General features: G+C 72.6%; 7 protein-coding genes and 1 pseudogene. 3 read left to right on the top strand and 5 right to left on the bottom strand.

What is annotated here, in order from left to right:
• Positions 1-41 precede the first annotated feature (41 nt).
• From ABZ873_RS00625 to ABZ873_RS00615, 3 genes and pseudogenes are all read left to right on the top strand, one after another.
• Positions 42-4,691: an SDR family NAD(P)-dependent oxidoreductase gene (locus ABZ873_RS00625; RefSeq protein WP_360863429.1), complete on the top strand. Its 4,650-nt coding sequence runs from the start codon at positions 42-44 to the stop codon at positions 4,689-4,691.
• Positions 4,692-4,744: 53 nt separating this feature from the next.
• A complete protein-coding gene (locus ABZ873_RS00620) occupies positions 4,745-5,374 on the top strand; it encodes a cysteine dioxygenase family protein (protein ID WP_360863428.1) in 630 nt (209 codons plus the stop codon).
• A gap of 40 nt (positions 5,375-5,414) precedes the next feature.
• Positions 5,415-8,840, top strand: a pseudogene (locus ABZ873_RS00615) (amino acid adenylation domain-containing protein); the annotation flags it as partial.
• Between the two features lie 116 nt (positions 8,841-8,956).
• On the opposite strand, the gene ABZ873_RS00610 reads toward ABZ873_RS00615, so the two are convergent.
• The 5 genes from ABZ873_RS00610 to ABZ873_RS00590 form a co-directional block, all read right to left on the bottom strand.
• Positions 8,957-13,474, bottom strand: a complete 4,518-nt coding sequence (locus tag ABZ873_RS00610) for an amino acid adenylation domain-containing protein (RefSeq protein WP_360863426.1) — start codon at positions 13,472-13,474, stop codon at positions 8,957-8,959.
• A 5-nt stretch (positions 13,475-13,479) separates the two neighbouring features.
• Complete coding sequence (locus ABZ873_RS00605) at positions 13,480-16,626, bottom strand: condensation domain-containing protein (RefSeq protein WP_360863424.1); 3,147 nt, start codon at positions 16,624-16,626, stop codon at positions 13,480-13,482.
• A gap of 1 nt (position 16,627) precedes the next feature.
• Complete coding sequence (locus ABZ873_RS00600) at positions 16,628-17,833, bottom strand: hypothetical protein (RefSeq protein ID WP_360863422.1); 1,206 nt, start codon at positions 17,831-17,833, stop codon at positions 16,628-16,630.
• A gap of 100 nt (positions 17,834-17,933) precedes the next feature.
• Positions 17,934-18,185 (bottom strand): phosphopantetheine-binding protein, encoded by a 252-nt coding sequence (locus ABZ873_RS00595; protein ID WP_353776196.1) that lies wholly within the window; start codon positions 18,183-18,185, stop codon positions 17,934-17,936.
• Positions 18,186-18,214: 29 nt separating this feature from the next.
• On the bottom strand, positions 18,215-19,066 hold the full coding sequence (locus ABZ873_RS00590; protein ID WP_360863420.1) for a 3-hydroxyacyl-CoA dehydrogenase NAD-binding domain-containing protein: 852 nt from the start codon (positions 19,064-19,066) through the stop codon (positions 18,215-18,217).
• Positions 19,067-19,146: the final 80 nt, after the last annotated feature.

Raw genomic sequence — 19,146 nt, 5'->3', positions numbered from 1 at the left:
CGGCGGGTCCCTTCTTGTCTTGTTCTGATGACGGAGAAACAGTGGCAGACCACGAGTTCGGGCAGCACGCAGACCGTGACATCGCGATCGTCGGAATGGCCGGGCGCTTCCCCGGTGCCCGCGATCTGGACGAGTTCTGGGCGAACGTCCGCGACGGCGTGGAGTCCGTCTCGTTCTTCACCGAGGAGCAGCTGATCGCGGCCGGTGCGTCGCGCGAGACCATCGCCCAGCCGAACTTCGTGCCCGCCGGTGCCTGTCTCGACGACGTCACGGGGTTCGACGCGGGGTTCTTCGGCTACACCGCGCGCGAGGCGGAGACGATGGATCCGCAGCACCGCGTGTTCCTGGAGACCGCCTGGGAGGCCCTGGAGCACTCCGGCTACACGCCCGCCCAGGTGGACGGACGCGTCGGCGTGTTCGGCGGAGCCGGCACCAACAACTACCTCGCCAACATCTACTCGAACCCCGAGGTCGTCGACAGCACCGGCGGAACGCAGGTCCTCCTCGGCAACGAACTGGGCTTCCTGGCCTCCCGCGTCTCGTACAAGCTCGATCTGCGCGGCCCCAGCGTCTCGTTGCGCTCCGCGTGTTCGACGTCGCTCGTGGCCGTCCACCTCGCCTGCCGTTCGCTGCGCGAGGGGGAATGCGACATGGCCCTGTCCGGCGGGGTGTTCATCAACGCGGAACACAACCAGGGCTACCTGCACCAGGAGGGGTCCTTCCTCTCTCCCGACGGTCACTGCCGGCCGTTCGACTCCCGGGCCGCGGGAACGCTGTTCGGCAGCGGGGCGGGGGTGGTCACGCTCAAGCGCCTCAGTGATGCGCTGGAGGCGGGCGACACCGTGTACGCGGTCATCAAGGGTTCCGCCGTGAACAACGACGGCGCGGTCAAGGTCGGTTTCACGGCGCCGGCGGTGACCGGCCAGGCGGAGGTCGTCCGCGCCGCCCTCCGTGACGCGGGCACCCCGGCGTCGGCCATCGGTTATGTCGAGGCACACGGCACGGGCACGGTCATGGGCGATCCGATCGAGATCCGCGCCCTGACCCAGGTGTATGAGGGGGTGCCGGCCGGCACGGTGGCCCTGGGCTCCCTCAAGTCGAACATCGGTCATCTGGACGCGGCGGCGGGCATCGCCGGGCTGCTGAAGACCGTGCTGTCGCTGTGGCACGAGACGCTGCCGCCGACCCTGCACTTCGACTCCCCCAATCCCGCCATCGACTTCGCGGCCGGCCCGTTCGCCGTCCAGCGCGAGCGCACCCCCTGGCCCCGGTCGCAGCGGCCCCGCCTGGCCGGGGTGAGCGCCTTCGGCTTCGGCGGCAGCAACGCCCACGTCGTGCTGGAGGAGGCACCGGCCGCTCCCGCCGCCGGGGAGTCGGCCCGCTCCTCGCAGCTGCTGGTGCTCTCCGCCCGCAGCAAGGAGGCGCTGGACGAACTGAGTGAACGGGTGGCCGGAGCCCTCCGCACCGGCGGGACACCCCTGCGGGACGCCGCCTACACCGCGGCGGTGGGACGGCATGTCTTTCCGGTGCGCCGCATCGTCACGGGCCCGGACGGTCAGGCCGTGGCGGACGCCCTGGCGGCCGCAGATCCCGCACGCGTCGTCGACGGCCACCACGAGGGCGGCCGGCCGGGCGTCGCGTTCCTGCTGAGCGGTCAGGGCGGCCAGTACCCGGGCATGGCGGCCGAGCTGTACGCGCAGGAGCCGGTGTTCCGCCAGGCCGTGGACGCCTGTACCGGGGCCCTGGCCGGGAGCGGGACCGGTACGACGGTACGCGACCACCTCCTCGGTGACCGGGAGTCGGCGGAGGCGGCCGCCGCGCTGAACCAGACGGAAGCCGCGCAGCCCGCGCTGTTCGTCCTGGAGTACGCGCTCGCCCGCATGTGGGAGTCGTGGGGCGTGAAGCCCGCGGCGCTGCTCGGGCACAGCCTCGGCGAACTCGTCGCGGCCTGCCTGGCGGGGGTGTTCACCCTGCCGGACGCGCTGCGGCTGGTGGTGCTCCGCGGAGCGCTGATGCAGCGCCGGCAGCGGGGTTCCATGCTGAATGTGGTGGCGGACCGCGACTCCGTCCTGGGCCTGCTGTCGGAGGGCCTCTCGCTGGCCGCGCACAACGGCCCGAAGGACTGCGTGGTGGCCGGTTCGGAGGCCGAGGTGGCGGCCTTCGCCGGGCGGCTCGCGGCCCTCGGGATCCCCACGCATCCGGTGGCGACGTCGCACGCCTTCCACTCGGCCCTGATGGCGCCGATGGTCGAGGAGTTCACGGCGGCCGTCGCGGCGGTCCCCCGCCGGGAGCCCTCGGTGCCCTTCGTGTCGAACGTGACGGGTACCTGGATCACCGCCGAGCAGGCACAGGACCCGGGGTACTGGGGCCGGCAGATCCTGAGCCCGGTCGAGTTCGCCGCCGGGGTGGGCACCCTGGCGGCCGATCCGGATCTGGTGTTCCTGGAGATCGGCCCCGGCACCACTCTCAGCAGCCTGGCACGCCGTGTCCTCACCGGGTCCTCCGCCCGCCTGGTCACCGCCACGCTGCCCCACCGGCGGGACGGGCGGCACCCGGTGGAGGCCGCGCAGCGCGCGCTCGGCCAGCTGTGGCTGAACGGCTGCGAGCCGGACTGGGACGGCGTCCACGGGCACGAACCGCGCCGCCGAGTCGGCCTGCCCACGTACCCGTTCCAGCGGCAGCGGTACTGGCTGGAGCGGCGCCCGGGCCCCACCGCGGAGCGCGGATCCGCGCGACGACGGCCCGATGTCGGGGACTGGTTCCAGATCCCCTCGTGGGAGCGCACCGCCCTGCCGCCCGCGCGGCCCGACCGGGCCGGCGAACGCTGGCTGGTGTTCACCGATGCCGTCGGGGTCGGCGAGGCGGTGGCGGCCCGTCTGCGGGCCGCCGGTGCCCTGGTCACGACGGTGGCGGCGGGACCGGTGTGGGAGCGGCGGGACGGTGGCGGGTTCACGATCGACCCGCGCGACGCGTCGCACTACGGCCGTCTGGTCCGGGGCCTTGCCGAGGACGGCTCCGTACCCGCGTTCGTCGCCCACTGCTGGGGCGTCACCGACGGCCCCGCACCGCGGGAGGCGCTCCAGGAGGACACCGAGTCGCTGTGGCTGGGGTTCAACAGCCTGCTGTTGCTCTCCCAGGCTCTCAACGGCCTGGCCGACGGGGCCGAGCGCTCCGTGTGGGTGGTGAGCAACGGGATCCACGACGTGATCGGGTCCGAACCGCTCATGCCGCTCAAGGCCACCGTGCTCGGGCCCTGCCGGGTCCTCCCCCGGGAGGACCCCGGCCTGGCCTGTCGCAGCGTCGACATCGTCCTGGACGGCTCGTCCCCCGACGCGCACGCCGCCCGGCTGGTCGCCGAGTTCGCCGTACCCCCGGCACACGCCGCGGTGGCGCACCGGGGGCCGCACCGCTGGTCCCAGACCTTCGCGCCCGCCCCGCTGCCTCCCACGGAGGAGGGGACCTCGGCCCTGCGCGAGGACGGTGTCTACCTGATCACGGGCGGCACCGGTGGCCTCGGACTGGCGCTCGCGGCCCATCTGTCCGGGCCGGGCCGCAAGCTGGCCCTGCTGGCGCGCACTCCCGTACCGGCGGAGCACGGGGCGGAACGGCCCGGGGGGCCCGCTCCGGCCGGGACCCTCCGGAAGCTGCGGGAGATCAGGGAACGGGGCGCCGAGGTCCGGGTGATCGCGGCGGACGTCTGCGATCCCGCGCAGGCGGAGGCGGCGGTGTCCCAGGTCATGACCGCCTGGGGGCGGATCGACGGTGTGTTCCACGCCGCCGGGGTCGTCGGCGGCGGGCTGGCGCAGCTCAAGCCCCTGGAGGAGGCCGCCGCCGTCATGGCCCCGAAGGTCGCGGGAACGCTCGCCCTCGAACGGGCTCTCGCCCCGGTGAAGCCCGGCTTCATGGTGCTCTTCGGTTCCAACTCCGCCAACGTGGGCGACTTCGGGCTCGTGGACTACGTGGCGGCCAACTGCTTCCTCGATGCCTACGCCCGCTCCCGTGCCTCGGGCACGGGGGTCTCGCCCCGCGTGCTCACCGTGGACTGGGGTCCGTGGCAGGAGGTCGGCATGGCCGTGGCGGCGGATCCGGGCAACGGGCTGGCGCAGGCCCGGGGCAAGGACCTGGCCGAGCGCGGCATGGCTCCCGCCGACGCGATCGAGGCACTGGAGCGCGCTCTGTCGGGCTCGTACGAGCCCCAGTTGATCGTCACGCCCGTCGACGCTCGCCACCTGGTCGAGAACGCCTTCACCCTGCGCGGGCAGGACCAGGAGGCCGACGAGAGGCTGAGTGGTCTGGACGCGCCCCGGACCGTGCACCCGCGCCCCGAGGTGTCCAGCGCCTATACGGCCCCGCACGGCACGGTCCAGCGCCGTCTCTGCGTGATGTGGCAGGACCTGCTGGGCATCGAGCAGGTCGGTGTCGACGACAGCTTCTTCGACCTCGGCGGGAGCTCCCTGGTCGCCATTCAGCTCATCTCCACCGTCAACCGGTCGCTCGGCACGTCGCTGACGGTCGCCCAGCTCTACGAGTCCCTGACCATCGCCCGCCTGGCGGCGCTGGTGGACGGAGGAGGCACCGCCCCCGCCGAGGACGTCAGGAACTCGCTCGAAGAGGTCCGCAACCGTGCCGGCTCACGGCGTCAGCAGCAGCAGAACCGCATGGCCCGCTCCCGCAACCGCCGTCAGCAGTGAAGCAAAAGGAGACAGCAGTGCAGGTGAACGCGGTTCAAGGTGCTGACCGGGACATGCCCGGCACGGCGTCCGCGGGCACGGAGGCGCCGTACCCGCCCTCCCAGCCCCGCACCCCGCGCCTGACCCGGCTCGTGGAAGAGGTGCGGGCCGCGCTGCGCGCCCGGCCGGGGGCTTCCGCCGAGGAGGCCGGCCGGGAAGTGGCCGCGGCGCTCGCCCCGCACCTCGGACGGGCCGGACTCCTGACGCCCGACCAGCAGGAGGCCGACCCGGGCGGCTACAAGCAGCACGTCCTGCACGTCGAGGCGGACGGCTCCTTCTCCGTCGTCGCCCTCGTCTGGCTGCCGGGCCAGCGCACCCCGGTACACGACCACGTCTGCTGGTGCGTCGTCGGCATCCACGAGGGTGCCGAGGAGGAGACCGTCTACCGCCTCTCCGGCGATCCGGAGCAGCGTCATCTCCTCGCCGTGGACACCACCACGAGCGGGGTCGGTGCCGTAGCGGCCCTCGCTCCGCCGGGCGACATCCACGACGTCCGCAGCACGGCCGCCGGCCGGACCGTCTCCCTCCACGTCTACGGAGCGGACATCGGCCGGCTCGGCACCAGTATCCGCCGGGTCTACGAGCTGCCGGTTCGGCAGGCGGAGGACCCGTCCGGCCATCAGTCCAACAGTGTGGGGAAGTGACGTCATGGGCGACAAGTCAGCTCACGGCATGACGGCAGAGACCCTGCCGGAACTGTTCGCGGCCCAGGTGGCCAGAACTCCCGAGGCCGTCGCGCTCGTCGCCGACGGAGTCTCGCTGACCTATGCCGAGCTCGACGAGAGGGCACACCGGCTGGCGGTGTCGCTCGTGGCGAAGGGCGCGGGCCCCGAGACGGTCGTCGCGGTGCGCGTACCGCGTTCGGCCGAGCTCGTCGTCGCGCTGTACGCCGTGCACAAGGCCGGGGCCGCGTACCTGCCACTCGATCCGGACGGCCCGGACGAGCGGAGCCGGCGGATGGCAGAGGATGCCGGGGCGCTGCTGGTGCTGACCGCCGAGGAGGTCGGCCGGGCGGCCGAGCCGGGCCCCGCGGACCTCGCGGGCCGGCCGCTTCCGGCCCCCCACCCGCTGAACACGGCCTACGTGATCTACACCTCGGGCTCCACGGGGCGTCCCAAGGGAGTCGCGGTGTCCCATGCCGCGATCGTGAACCGCCTCCGCTGGATGCAGGCCGAGTACTCCCTCGGCGACGACGACCGCGTGCTGCAGAAGACCCCAGCGGGCTTCGACGTGTCGGTGTGGGAGTTCTTCTGGCCGCTGTGCGTCGGGGCGTGCCTCGTGGTGGCCGCCCCGGACGGACACCGCGACCCCGCCTACCTCACGGAGGTGATCCGGGCACAGCGGATCACCACCCTCCACTTCGTGCCGTCCATGCTGCGTCTGTTCACCGACGAGCCGAGCGCGGGCCGGTGCACCACCGTGCGCCGGGTGTTCGCCAGCGGTGAGGCCCTGTCGGGCGAGCTGCGGGACCGGTTCTTCGAGGTGCTCGACGCCGAACTGCACAACCTCTACGGGCCCACCGAGGCCGCCGTGGACGTGTCCTACTGGCAGTGCCGGCCGGACGACCGGCCGGGTCCGGTCCCGATCGGCCGGCCCGTGTGGAACACCCAGATGTACGTCCTGGACGCCGGTCTCCGTCCGGTCGGTCCCGGCGTGACGGGAGAGCTCTACCTCGCGGGCGTCCAGCTGGCGACGGGGTACGTGGGGAGGCCCGGGCTGACGGCCGAACGCTTCCTTCCCGACCCCTTCGGCCCTCCCGGCACCCGCATGTACCGCACCGGGGACCTCGCCCGTGTCCGCGAGGACGGGGCCGTCCACTACGCCGGGCGCACCGACCACCAGGTCAAGGTGGGGGGCGTCCGGATCGAGCCCGGTGAGGTCGAGGCGGTGCTGGTGCGTCATCCCGCTGTCGCCGAGGCCGTGGTGACCCCTGCCGACGACGGCTCGGGCGGAACCCAACTGGTCGCCCACGTCGTGCCCGACCCGGTCGCTGCGGCGCCCCTGCGGAACCTGTGCCGGCTGGAGCGCGAGGGAGCCCTGGACGCCGGTGAGCTGCACACCCTCCCCAACGGCATGGTGATCGCCGCCAACAATCCGACCGAGACGGACTTCCTCTACCGGGAGATCTTCGAGGGCCACGAGTACCAGCGGCACGGCATCGTCCTGCCGGAAGGGTCCCGCGTCTTCGACGTGGGGGCCCACATCGGCCTGTTCTCCCTCTCGGTCGCCCGGTCGTGCCCGGGCAGCGTCATCTACTCGTTCGAGCCCATACCGCAGCTGTTCCGCCTGCTCGGTCTCAACACGCGGATCCACGGGGTCGACGCGCGGCTGTTCCCCTGCGGCATCGCGGAGAGCTCGGGGAGCGCCACGTTCACCTACTACCCGCAGCTCTCGATCATGTCGGGGCGGTTCGGTGACCTCGCCGAGGAGCGCGGCGTCCTGGAGGCATTCGTCCGCAACGAGAGTCGCGGTGGCGAGCCTCCCGCTCCCGGCAGCGAGGCCGACCTGGACAGTCTGCTGACCGAACGGCTCCGGCACGTGGACGTCACCTGCGCCCTGCGGACACTCTCCGACGTCATCGAGGAGACCGGCGTCGACCGCATCGACCTGCTGAAGATCGACGCGGAGAAGAGCGAGCGGGAGGTCCTGCTCGGGCTGCGTGACGAGCACTGGCCCCTCGTCCGCCAGCTCGTCATCGAGGCCCACGACCTGCCCGGACAGGTCGACTGGATCCGGCGGCACCTGGAGGCCAGGGGGTACCGCGTCGCGGTCGACGGTCAGCACATGCTCGAAGACACCGGACTGGTCACCGTCTACGCGACCCGGGCCCGCACGGCGGACACCCCGTCCTCCGGCCGGGCCGGTGCGCACGGAGTGCCCGCGGTCCCCGGCGGGGGCTGGTCCGACCCCGGCCTGTTCGGCGAGGACGTGCGGCGGGAGGCCGCACTGAGCCTGCCCGGCCCGATGGTGCCCTCGCGGTTCGTGATCGTCGACGCGCTGCCCCTGACACCCAACGGCAAGCTGGACCGTGCGGCCCTGCCGGCTCCGCGGGCCCGGGCCGCCCAGACCTTCACCGCGCCCCGCGATCCCGTCGAGGAGGTGCTGTGCAGCCTGTTCGCCGAGGTGCTCGGGGCGCGGGCGGTGGGTATCCACGACGACTTCTTCCAGCAGGGCGGGCACTCACTCGCCGCGATTCGGCTGATGGGCCGGATCCGGGCGGTGTTCGGTACAGAGCTGACCGTGCGCAGCCTGTTCGAGGCTCCTACGGTGGCGCGTTTCGCAGCGCTGCTGGGCCGCGACCCGGGCGGTGACCCGTTCGCGGTGCTGCTTCCCCTGCGGGCCACCGGCGCGGCCGCGCCCTTGTTCTGCGTGCACCCCGCCGCGGGCGTCGGGTGGGTCTACTCGGGGCTGCTGCGGCACGTCGGGGACGACCGGCCGGTCTACGCGCTGCAGGACGCGGGGCTCACCGGCGGGGAGCCGGCCGCGGATGTCGAGGAGGTGGCCGCGGGCTATGTGCGCCTGATCCGCTCGGTGCAGCCTTCCGGCCCGTACCACCTGTGCGGCTGGTCGTTCGGAGGGCTCGTGGCGCAGGCCATGGCCACGCTCCTGCAGGAGGCCGGCGAGGCGGTCGCCCTGCTCGCGTTGCTGGACGCCTACCCGCTGTGCGACCGTGCCGTGCCGGCCGCGCTCTCCCCGGACGGGCTGCGGGAGCTGCTCGTGTCCCTGGGGTACGGAGTGCCGGACGCTCCCGGGTCTTCGATGACCCCTGCGGAGTTCGCCGAGGCGGCCGGCACCGCCGGCGGTGTCCTCGCCGATCTGGAGGAGCGGCAGGTCCTGGCCATGGCCGGCACGTTCCGGCGGAACGTCGTCCTGGCGCACGGCTTCCGGCCCGCCGTGTTCGACGGTGACCTGCTCCTCTTCACCGCGGCGGTGGGACGGCCCGGGGACGCGCCGTCCGCGGGAGACTGGTCGCCCTACCTGACGGGCCGGGTGCGCACCGTGGACATCCCTTGCGCCCACGGGGAGATGACCGGCCCGGTGGCCATGGCGGACATCGGTCCCCGGATCGCGGAGAGGCTGTCCGGTGTGGCCTCCCACCGGGCGGGGTGAGCGGACACCCCCTCGCACCTGGGCCCCTGCCCGGGCCCCGTACGCACCAGGCCCGTCCGGCCGAGCGGTCAGCTCGGCCGGACGGGCCTTTCCGTGCTGTCGGGTGTCCGCCGTGGTCAGCCGCCGGCCGTCGCGCCCACGACGGACTCGGGGTCCCCGGCCACCCGCTCCAGCAGGGCCGTGTAGCCGTGCAGGAGTTCCCGCGCCGCCTCGGCGGTGAAGAGGTCGGCCGCGTAGGTGAGGCGGATTCCGATGCCGTCGGGCGTGCCGTCGGCCGTCCGGTGCTCCGTCAGCTCGAACCGCAGGTCGAACCGCGCCGGCTGGTCCGGCAGCGGCTCGGTCCGCACGTCGAGGCCGGGCAGCGACAGGTCGGGCAGGGTGTTGTTCTGGAAGGCGAGCATGACCTGGAACAGCGGATGGCGGCTTGCCTCCCGGCCGGGGTTGACCGCCTGGACGATGTGGTCGAAGGGCACGTCCTGGTGCGCGTACGCCGCGAGACCGGTGGTGCGGACCCTCGACAACAGCTCTCGGAACGTAGGGTTCCCGTCCGTCCTGGTCCTCAGTACCAGGGTGTTCACGAAGAAGCCCACGAGGTCGTCGAGGGCGTCGTCGGTGCGCCCGGCGACCGGTGTCCCGATCGCCACGTCCGTGCCCGCCCCCTGTTCGGTGAGCAGGGCGGCCAGTGCGGCCTGGCACACCATGAACAGGCTGACTCCGCTCCCGGCCGCCAGCGCGTGCAGCGGCTGCTGCACGGACACCGGGATCCGGGCGTCGAGATGTCCGGCCCGGTGCGAGGGGGTCCGCGGGCGTTCGGCCGCGGCGGGGATCTCCAGCCGGTCCGGCAGTCCGGCGAGTTCCGCGGTCCAGAACGCGGTCTGGCGGTTGAGCTCCGACTCCGGCAGGTCGGCACCGCCGAGCAGCCGGTGGGCCCACAGGGTGTAGTCCGCGTACTGCACGGCGAGGTCGCTCCACGCCGGCCGGGTGCCCGCGGCCGACGCGGCGTAGGCCCGGGCGATGTCCCTGGCCAGGGGGGTGAGCGACCAGCCGTCGCACGCGATGTGGTGCACCACCAGCAGGAGGACGTGCTCCTGCTCCCCGAGCGCGAACAGGCGGGCCTGTACCGGTGTTTCCTCCGTGAGGTCGAACGGGTGGCGGGCCCCGTCGGCGAGCAGGCCCGGCAGGTCCTCCTCGGTGGTCACCACGAGCGGCAGCTCGACCGGCGCCTCTTCCGGTTCGAGGACCACCTGCTGCGGGACGCCGTCCCAGTCGGGGAAGGCGGTGCGCAGGCTCTCGTGCCGGGCGATGACGTCGTTGACGGCCTGGTGCAGGGCGGCACGGTGGAGCGGCCCGGTCAGCCGGAGCGCCATGGGCATGTTGTAGTTGCCGTTCGCGCCCTCCAGCCTGTTCTGGAACCACAGGCGGCGTTGCACCGGCGCCAGCGGCAACTCCTCCGGCCGCTCCATCGGTCCCAGCGCCGGACGGGCGGCCGCGGGCCGCTCGTCCAGCGTCCCGGCGAGATGGGCGACCGTCGGGGCCTCGTAGAGGGTGCGCAGGGCGACTTCCACGCCCAGCTCCCGCCGGATCCGGCCGATGAGCCGCGTGGCCAGCAGCGAGTGTCCGCCCAGGTGGAAGAAGGAGTCGTCGATCGTCACCCGGTCGAGACCCAGCACCTCGGCGAACAGCCCGCACAGGAGCTCTTCCCGCTCCGTCCGTGCCGCGCGGCCGGACGAGGCCGCCTGGAAGTCGGGGACGGGCAGCGCCTTGCGGTCGGTCTTGCCGCTGCCGGTCAGCGGCACCTCGGACAGCGGCAGGATCAGCGCGGGGACCATGTACTCGGGCAGCTGTCCGGCCAGGTGTCCGCGCAGCCGCGTCCCGTCGAGCGGCCGGCCGGGGTCCGCGGGGACGGCGTACGCGATGAGGCGGGGCCGGCCCTCGGCGTCCGGGCGGTCGACGACCACCGCCGCCTGCACGTCCGGGTGGGCCGCGAGGACCGCCTCGATCTCGCCCGGCTCGATCCGGAAGCCCCGTATCTTGACCTGTCCGTCAACGCGCCCGTGGAACACGAGACTGCCGTCGGGGCGGCGGCTGACCAGGTCACCCGTGCGGTACATCCGCCCGTCGGACGGGTCCCCGAAGGGGCATGCCGGGAAGCGCTCCGCCGTCAGTCCGCTCTGGTTGAGGTACTCGTCGGCGAGGCAGGCGCCCGCGAGGTGCAGTTCGCCGACCACGCCCACGGGAACGGGGCGCTGCCACGTGTCGAGCACATAGGTCCTGGTGTTCCACACGGGGCGGCCGAGGAGCACCTCGGGCCCGTCCGCCTCGGCGTAGAGGCTGTCCGCCCCGGCCTCGGACGAGCCGTAGAAGTTGACCAGCCGCGCGCCCGGCAGGAGGGAGCGGAACTGCCGTACCAGTTCAGGGGTGAGGGCCTCACCGCTGGACACCCAGAGCCCGCAGGACGTCAGCTCACGCCGGCCGGCTTCCTCCAGCAGCGCTCCCAGCAGGCTCGGGACGACCGTGATCCGGCATGGTCCCGTGCCCTCGATCATCGCGGCGAGGGCGATCGCGCTGCGGGCGGTCCCGCTGTCGGCGAGAGCGATCCGGGCGCCGTTCAGCAGGGCTCCCAGCAGTTCGACGGAGCCGTCGACGAAGCTGAGGGTCGTCTTGGCGATCACCGTCTCGTCCGGCTGGTACGGGAACTCGGCGGCGTACCAGGCGATGCGGTTGAGGACGGAACGGTGGCCGGCCACGACGCCCTTGGGGCGGCCGGTGGACCCCGAGGTGTAGACGATCCATGCCGGGTCGGCGGCCGTCGGCTCGGCAGGGCGTTCCCCCCGCGTCAGGTTGCCGGCGGACAGGCCGTCCGTCAGTGCGCGGAAGCCGTCGTCGCCCGGCCCCGCGATGACGGTGGGCACGTCCGCACCGACGACGGACAGCAGTTCCTCCGTGGTGAGCACGACGTCGGGCTTCGCGTCGTCCAGCATGAACCGGACCCGCTCCGCCGGAAGCTGCGGGTCCACCGGAACGTAGGCGGCACCTGACTTGAGAGCCGCGAGCAGGGCCACCACCATGTCGGTGGAGCGGGGCAGCATGAGGGCGACCCGCCGTCCGGGGCCCGCTCCACGGCCGAGGAGCAGCCTCGCCAGCCGGTTCGCCCTGCCGTTCAGTTCGCGGTACGGGACGGCGGATCCCGCGAAGACGACCGCGTCGGCGTCGGGGGTGCGCTCCGCCTGCGCCTCGAACCCGTCGGCCAGGGTTCCCTCCGGGATGTCCCGCACCGGTCCGTGCCAGCGCTCCAGGAGTTCCTCCTTCTCACCCGGGAGCAGGGGGACCAGGTCCCGGAGGGTGCTCCCGTCCCCCGCGGCCATCATCCCCAGCAGTCCGACGAGCCGGTCGAGCCAGGACCGCGCCTCCTCGGCCGTCATGAGGTGGGGCTGGTAGCCGAGGCGTATCTCCAGCTCGGTGCCGGGCACGACGGTGAGGGTGAGGGCGTAGTGGGTCGCGTCCGCGATGTCCGCACCGGTCAGCGTGAGGCCCGGGGCCAGCTCGTCGCCCGTGGCGGCGTCGACCGGATAGTTCTCGAAGGCGGTCACCGTGTCGAAGAGGGCCGGCAGCCCGGTGAGTTCGTGCAGGTCCTGGAGTCCCAGGTGGTGGTGGGGCAGCAGGCGGGCCTGCTCGTCCCGCAGCCGGCCCAGGTAGGAGGGCACGGACTCGTCGGCGTCGAGCCGCACCCGTACCGGAACGGTGTTGGTGAGCAGTCCGACCATGGACTCGACCCCGGGCAGCTCCGGAGGCCGGCCGGACACGACGGTGCCCAGGACCACGTCCTCGCTGCTGGTCATCCAGCCGAGCAGCAGGCCCCACGCTCCCTGCACCACGGTGTTCAGGGTGACCTGGCCGCGGGCGAGAGCGCCCAGGGCCCGCGTCCCGGCCTCCGGCAGCACGGAGACCACCGTGCGGGGCGGCTCCTGGTGCCGCGGGGGCACCGCAGCGGTGGAGGACGCCACCATGGCCGGCTGGTCGAAGCCCTCGAAGGACTCCCGCCAGGCCGCTCCGGCCTCGGCGTGGTCCTGGTCCGCCAGCCACTCCAGGTAGGAACGGAACGGGGCGGGCCCGGGAAGGCCGGCGGCCTCCCCGCCCTCGGTGTAGACGTGGAAGATCTCCCGCACCAGGACCGGGAACGACCAGCCGTCGAGCACCAGGTGGTGGTTGGTCATCACCAGGGTCCACCGCTCGTCGCCGGTCCGGATCAGCCTGAAACGCACGAGCGGGGGACGTTCGAGGTCGAAGGGGCGGCGGCGGTCCTCGGCGATGAGCCGTTCCCGCCGGGCGGCCCTGTGCTCCGGGTCCGCGCCGCGCAGATCGGAGGTGGACCACGGGGGCACGGCGTCACGGACGACGAACTGCAGGGCGTCGCCGCCTGCACGGGTCCTGAATCCGGCGCGGAGCGCGGCGTGCCGCCGTACGACGGTCGTACAGGACCGGGCGAGGCGTTCGGGATCCAGCGGGCCCGTCAGGTCGAGGGTCAGCTGCGCGGTGTAGAGGTCGGACGCCGCCCCGGCGAGCCGGGCGTGGAAGTACAGCCCCGACTGCAGCGGGGTGAGGGGGTAGACGTCTTCCAGTCGGGACGTACGCATAGGTTCTAGGCCCACCGTTCCAGTTCGGCTTCCAGGTCATCGACCTCGTCCTGGCCGAGCCCGGTGAGATAGAGGTCGGAGGGGGTGTGCCGGCTGACCTCGCGGCCCGCGGCGGCGGCCGCGAGGGCGCCCAGGGCCTCGTCCCAGAGCGTGCGCAGCCGGTCCAGGTCCGCGTCACCGAGCCATCCGGCCGGGGCGCTGAAACCGGCCTCCAGCCGGGGCCCGTCGCCTGCTTCGCGGACCAGGACGTCGATCGTGAGTCCGTGGCCGGCCGGGGCGCGGGGGTCGCGCCCGTCCCTGAGGACATCGGCGGCGGGCACCGGGCTCCAGTCGGCGTCCTCGCGGCCGGGCAGCCGTCCCAGGTAGTTGAAGAGGATCTCCGGCCTGGCCAGGCCGCGCAGTTCCCGTCGGGTGTCCGGGTTGAGGTGGCGCAGCAGGCCGAAGCCCAGCCCGTCCCCCGGGGCGGCGCGCAGTTGTTCCTTGACCCGGGCGAGTGCCTGGGTGGCGTCCTGAGGGAGCGTGCCGCCGGGGTCCGCGGGGTTCAGCCGTACGGGGTGCATGCTCGTGAACCAGCCGACGGTACGGGACAGATCGGCCTCGTGGGAGACGTCCGCCCGGCCGTGGCCCTCCAGGTCGAGCAGGACGTCGTGGGAGGCGGGGAGCCCGCGTTCCGCGCGCCACGCGGGGATCGCCAGGGCCAGCGCGGTGAGCAGCACATCGGGGACCGTGCCGTGCACGGCGGCGGGCACCGAGGACAGCAGGGGGGCGCTGCGGGCCGGGTCGAGGACCAGGTGCCCGCGTGTGCTGGTCGCGGCCGTGTCCAGGGCCGGGTCCAGGGGGCGGTCCCCGAGCGACGGGGCGTCCGGGATCAGCACGGAGCGCCAGTGGGGCAGTTCCGTCAGCCTCCCGGCGTCGTGGGCCGCGTCCTCCAGGAGCCGGTTCCACCGCGTGACCGAGGTCGCGACCGGAGGCAGTTCGATGGGACGGCCCGCTCCGTGGGCCTCCCAGGCGAGCGCCAGGTCGCGCAGCAGCGTGTACCAGGAGGCGCCGTCCACGGCGAGGTGGTGGACGACGAGCAGCAGCATGCCCCGCCGGTCGGGGCCGCCGTCGAAGAGACAGGCCCGTAGCAGGGCGCCGGCCCATGGGTCGAGCCGCTCGGCGGTCTTCCGGACGTGGGTGGCGGCGAGTGCGACCGTCTCCTCGTCCGAGAGGTCCTCCACGGCGACGTGTTCGACGAGCCCCTCCGCGGCGGTGCTGCCGGCCGGGGCGATGTGCAGTCGCCATCCGTGCTCGTCCACCAGCCGGGCACGCAGGACGTCGTGGTGGTCGGTCAGGGCGGTCAGCAGGGTCCCCAGGGTCTCCCGCGTGAGTCCGGCGGGAGTACGGATGAGCAGGGACTGGTGGTACGCGTCCACCGGGCCGCCCAGCTCCTCCAGCCATCTCAGGACCGGACTCGCCGGGACGGGCCCCGCGACGGCGTCGTGCGGGGCGGTCCCCGGTGCCGGCGCCTGCTCCTGGGCCGCGGGAACGGCGACCTTCGCGAGCTCGCGCGGTGTCTCGCGGGCGAAGACCTGCTTGAGGCTGATGGCCCACCCGTTCTCGCGCGCGCGGGAGACGAGCTGGATCGCGGTGATGCTGTCGCCGCCGAGGTCGAAGAACGCGTCGTCCGGGGCCGCCTCGGCGACACCGAGGACGCTCCGGAACAGCTGGACCATCGCTTCCTCGGCGGCCTCACTCCCGCCCGCCTCGGCCTGGTCGGCGACGGTGGCCGGCTCCGGGGCCGTCCGGGCCGCCGGCCCCGCCTGTGCTCCGCCCGGATCCGGGGCACCTGCCCCGGCCGCCCGTGGGGCCGGGGCCACGGCGACGGAGCCGATGGCGGTGTGCGGGTCGTCGGCCGCGGCACGGAAGAGGCCGAGCAGGGTCCGCTCGTGATGGGCGAGCTCCTCCTCCGTGTACCGTGCCGAACTCGCGTCCGTGTCCAGACTCAGACCCGCGCCGTCCTGGCGCCCGCCCACCGCGAGGGCGAGGTCACCCACCGGCCCGTTGGAGAGGTTGTGGGCGACGGCGGTGTGGCCTCCCATGGTGAAGGTGTGGGGGAACGTCATGACGTTCACCATCGGGCCGACGACCCCGCGCTCGCCGCGCGTGAAGCCCAGGTCGCGGTGCAGGTCCTCGGCACGGTAGCGCTGGTGCGGCAGTGCCTCCTTGATCACCAGTGCCGCGTGGCGGGTCAGGTCGGCGAAGGACATGCCGCCGTGCACGGCCAGCCGGAGGGGCACGGTGTTGGACAGCATGCCGGGAGTGCGCCGCGCGAGGTCTCCTCGCCGGGCCGTGACGGGCAGCGAGACGAGGACGTCCTCGGCGCCCGTCACGAGGTGCAGCTGCGCGGCGACCGCCGCCACCGCCGTCGGTGCCAGGGACCGGCCGAGGCCGGAGCGCAGCCGGCCGGCCTGGTCCGCGGGGATCCGTGCCGTACGGCGCAGCACCGGCGCCGCCGGCTGCCAGGAGCGGTCGGAGAGCGACACGGGCTTTGGCCGGTCGGCGAGCTTGCGTGTCCAGAAGTCCCGGTCCGCGTCGAACGCCGCCGAGGCCCGGTACGCCTCCTCCTCCGCCAGCAGGCCGGCCAGCGAGCCGAAGGAGGAGGCGGCCGCCCGCGGGCCGCCCGTCTCCTGCGCGTAGAGGGCGGCGACGCGCTCGGCGAAGAGCGCCGCCCCGAATCCGTCCACGGTCAGGTGGTGGGTGCGCTGGTACCAGAGGAAGCGCCGGGGGGAGAGCCGGAACAGGCACACCGTGACGACCGGATCGCGGGTCACGTCGAGCGGCCGGGCCAGGTCGTCCCGCATCCGGTCGAGCGCCGCGGCTTCGGGGTCCCCCGCGGTGGCGAGGTCCAGGACGCGGAGGTCGGGCGACGGCCCGGACAGGACCGACTGGCGCGGACCCGCAGGGGTGTCCGTGACCGCCACGCGCAGCGCCTCCGTCTCCTCCCACGCCCGGATCCAGGCGCGGCGGAAGGCCGCGGCGTCCACCGGCCCCGCGATGTCGAAGTACTCCGCTATCCGGTAACGGCCCCCGTGGACCTCGTCCTGGTCGGCGAACCAGATGCCGAGCTGTGCCCGGGAGAGGGGGAAGTCCGTGCTCGTGCTGTCGTCCATGTCAGATCCCGCTCAGCCCTTCGACGCCGGTGCGGACCGCCGTGGGCCAGCCCCCGGGGTCCACGCCGTACTGGCACAGGAACGCGTACACCAGGCGCTCCAGGCCGAATCCCACGCAGGCGCTCCTGACCGGGCCGTCGGTGCCGTGCTGGATGCCGAAGTTCCGGCCGAACAGGTCGTCGTGGAAGTTGAAGGACCCCACGGCCACGGTCCGGTCGGGCCCGACGTCGAGGCGGAGTTCGTACTTGAGCTCGAGCAGCCGCTGCGACCAGATGCGCTGGGAGGTGTCGGTGCCGCAGAAGAAGGGATCGTTGCCCACCTCGCAGAACCCGGACAGTCCGAGTTCCTCGACGAGCGCGAACACGTTCCGCATGAAGGTCTCCCGGGCCGAGAGCACCTCGTCACGGGCGCCCATGAAGACGATTTCCCGGATGGTGAAGTCCCAGAGGCGTTCGAGCGTGGTGGCGTAGTCGGACTCGTACCGGAACGACTTGCCGCGGGCGGTGACCACATGGAGCCGGTCCGCGCTCAGTTCCCGCCCGCTGTACTGGTGGAAGGTGTGGTAGCACATGGTGGGCGGCAGGCAGTAGTCCACGTTCCCGCAGGACTCGAGTACGCCGGAGTCGATCCCCGCTCCGGCGTACTTCTCCTGGAACTCCTGGTACACGTCGATGTCGTTGTGCAGCCGGGTCACGAACATGAGGTGCTGGGGGAACGACCCGAAGTATCCGGCCGTCTCCAGCGCCCGCGTGCTGATGAGGGTCGGATAGCGGTACTCGCTCACCTGGAAGTCCTGGCGGAGGAGCTTCTTGACCGTCCGGTCGAAGTACTCCAGCAGGGAGAGGAACGGTTCGCCCACCGCCACCTGGCCTTGGCCGGCCTCGCTGACGGCTCCGGCGTCGGCCAGGAGGGTGAAGGTCCCCTCCCCCACCTCGCGCCGGTGGGGGGACCGCCACACGGATTTGGCGGGTGTCGGCCGCTGCGGGCGCACGTCGCTGTCGACCACACGGTTGACCTTGTCGGCCAGGACGGCGGGGTCGACGGGCTCCGCCGACCGGATCACCACTGCGCGCACCTCGCCGTCGCCGACGACGAGCTCGAACGCGTCGATGTCGCGGGACACGAAGAACATGCGCCGCTCGATCTCGGGCGCGAGGTGCTCCGGCACCGGAGTGTGCAGGTCGACATGGGTACTGAAGGGGCTCATGGTGGTTCACTCCTGGCCGGATGGTGGGGAGGGACGTTCCGTGGGGTGGTCGCGGGCACCCCTGCCCGGCCCCGGGGAGCGGGTCCCCGGGGCCCTGCGGTCAGACCGCCGCGGCGGTGTTCGCGTTCACGAGGCGGACGAGGCCCGCAACGGTGCGGAAGTTGTCGAACTCCATGTCCTCGGCGCCGAGCTGGAGGGAGAACTCCTTCTCGATGAAAAGGACGAGCTGCATGGCGAAGAGGGAATTGACGTATCCCAGGGCGAAGATGTCGTCCCCGTCGGCGACTTCCTGACCGCCCAGGTGCGGGGCGAGGAATGCGCGGATACGGGCGTTCACGTCGTTGTGCGTCATATCGTTCTCCTGAGGGGTGAAAGGGGATTTCAGTAGGTGTAGAAGCCCTGGGACGTCTTCCGCCCGAGCAGCTTGGCGTCGACCATTTTCTGCAGCAGGGGGGCGGGCCGGTACTTGGAGTCCTTGAAGCTCTCGTACATGACCGTGAGCGAGTTCAGAATGGTGTCCAGGCCGATCAGGTCACCCGTTTCCAGGGGGCCCATCTTGTGGCCGAAGCAGCCCTTGAACATCCTGTCGACGTCCTCGGCGGTGGCGACCTGGTCCTGCACGCAGAAGACGGCTTCGTTGATGGTGAGCATCAGGACCCTGTTGGTCACGAATCCCGGGGCGTCCTGTACGACGATGCCCTCCTTGCCCGCGGCGTCGAGGAGCCCCATGGCGACGGCGAGCGTCTCGTCCGACGTGAAGTAGCCGCGGACGACCTCGACCGTGTCCATGAGCGGCACGGGATTCATGAAGTGCAGTCCCAGCACTTCGGCGGGCCGCTCGGTGACCGATGCCACGCGGGTGATCGGAACGGCCGAGGTGTTGACCGCGAAGACCACGCCAGGACGGCAGATCTTGTCTATCGTCTCGTAGACCTCACGCTTGACGTCCCAGTTCTCGGTGACGTTCTCGACGACGAAATCGACGTCCGCCAGAGCCTCAAGTCCCGTGCTGGTGGTGATACGGCCCAGAATGGTCTCCGCGTCGTCGGCGAGTTTCTCCGCGCGGAAGAGGCTCTGCATGCGCAGGTCCCGTTCCATCTGGTTCATGGCACTCACGAGCTGGCTCTCCGCGATGTCGACCAGGACCACCTCGAAAGAGGACTGGGCCAGGGACTGCGCGACACCGCGGCCGATCGTCCCGGCGCCGATGACACCTATCTTGCTCACGCTCACGCCTGCCGCCTTCGGTTGTTCGGAAGAGAATGGAGGGGATGTCGGGGGGCGGCCCGGCGGAGGAGCACCGGGCCGTTGTG

The sequence above is a fragment of the Streptomyces sp. NPDC047014 genome (assembly GCF_040644195.1).
GTDB lineage: Bacteria > Actinomycetota > Actinomycetes > Streptomycetales > Streptomycetaceae > Streptomyces.
This window is presented reverse-complemented; position numbering and strand designations above follow the sequence as displayed.

Bases quoted from the DNA above. Each gene is read 5' to 3' on its own strand.
- ABZ873_RS00595 (WP_353776196.1), bottom strand. From the start codon at position 18,185: ATGACGCACAACGACGTGAACGCCCGTATCCGCGCATTCCTCGCCCCG.
- ABZ873_RS00620 (WP_360863428.1), top strand. From the start codon at position 4,745: ATGCCCGGCACGGCGTCCGCGGGCACGGAGGCGCCGTACCCGCCCTCC.
- ABZ873_RS00610 (WP_360863426.1), bottom strand. From the start codon at position 13,474: ATGCGTACGTCCCGACTGGAAGACGTCTACCCCCTCACCCCGCTGCAG.
- ABZ873_RS00600 (WP_360863422.1), bottom strand. From the start codon at position 17,833: ATGAGCCCCTTCAGTACCCATGTCGACCTGCACACTCCGGTGCCGGAG.
- ABZ873_RS00605 (WP_360863424.1), bottom strand. From the start codon at position 16,626: ATGGACGACAGCACGAGCACGGACTTCCCCCTCTCCCGGGCACAGCTC.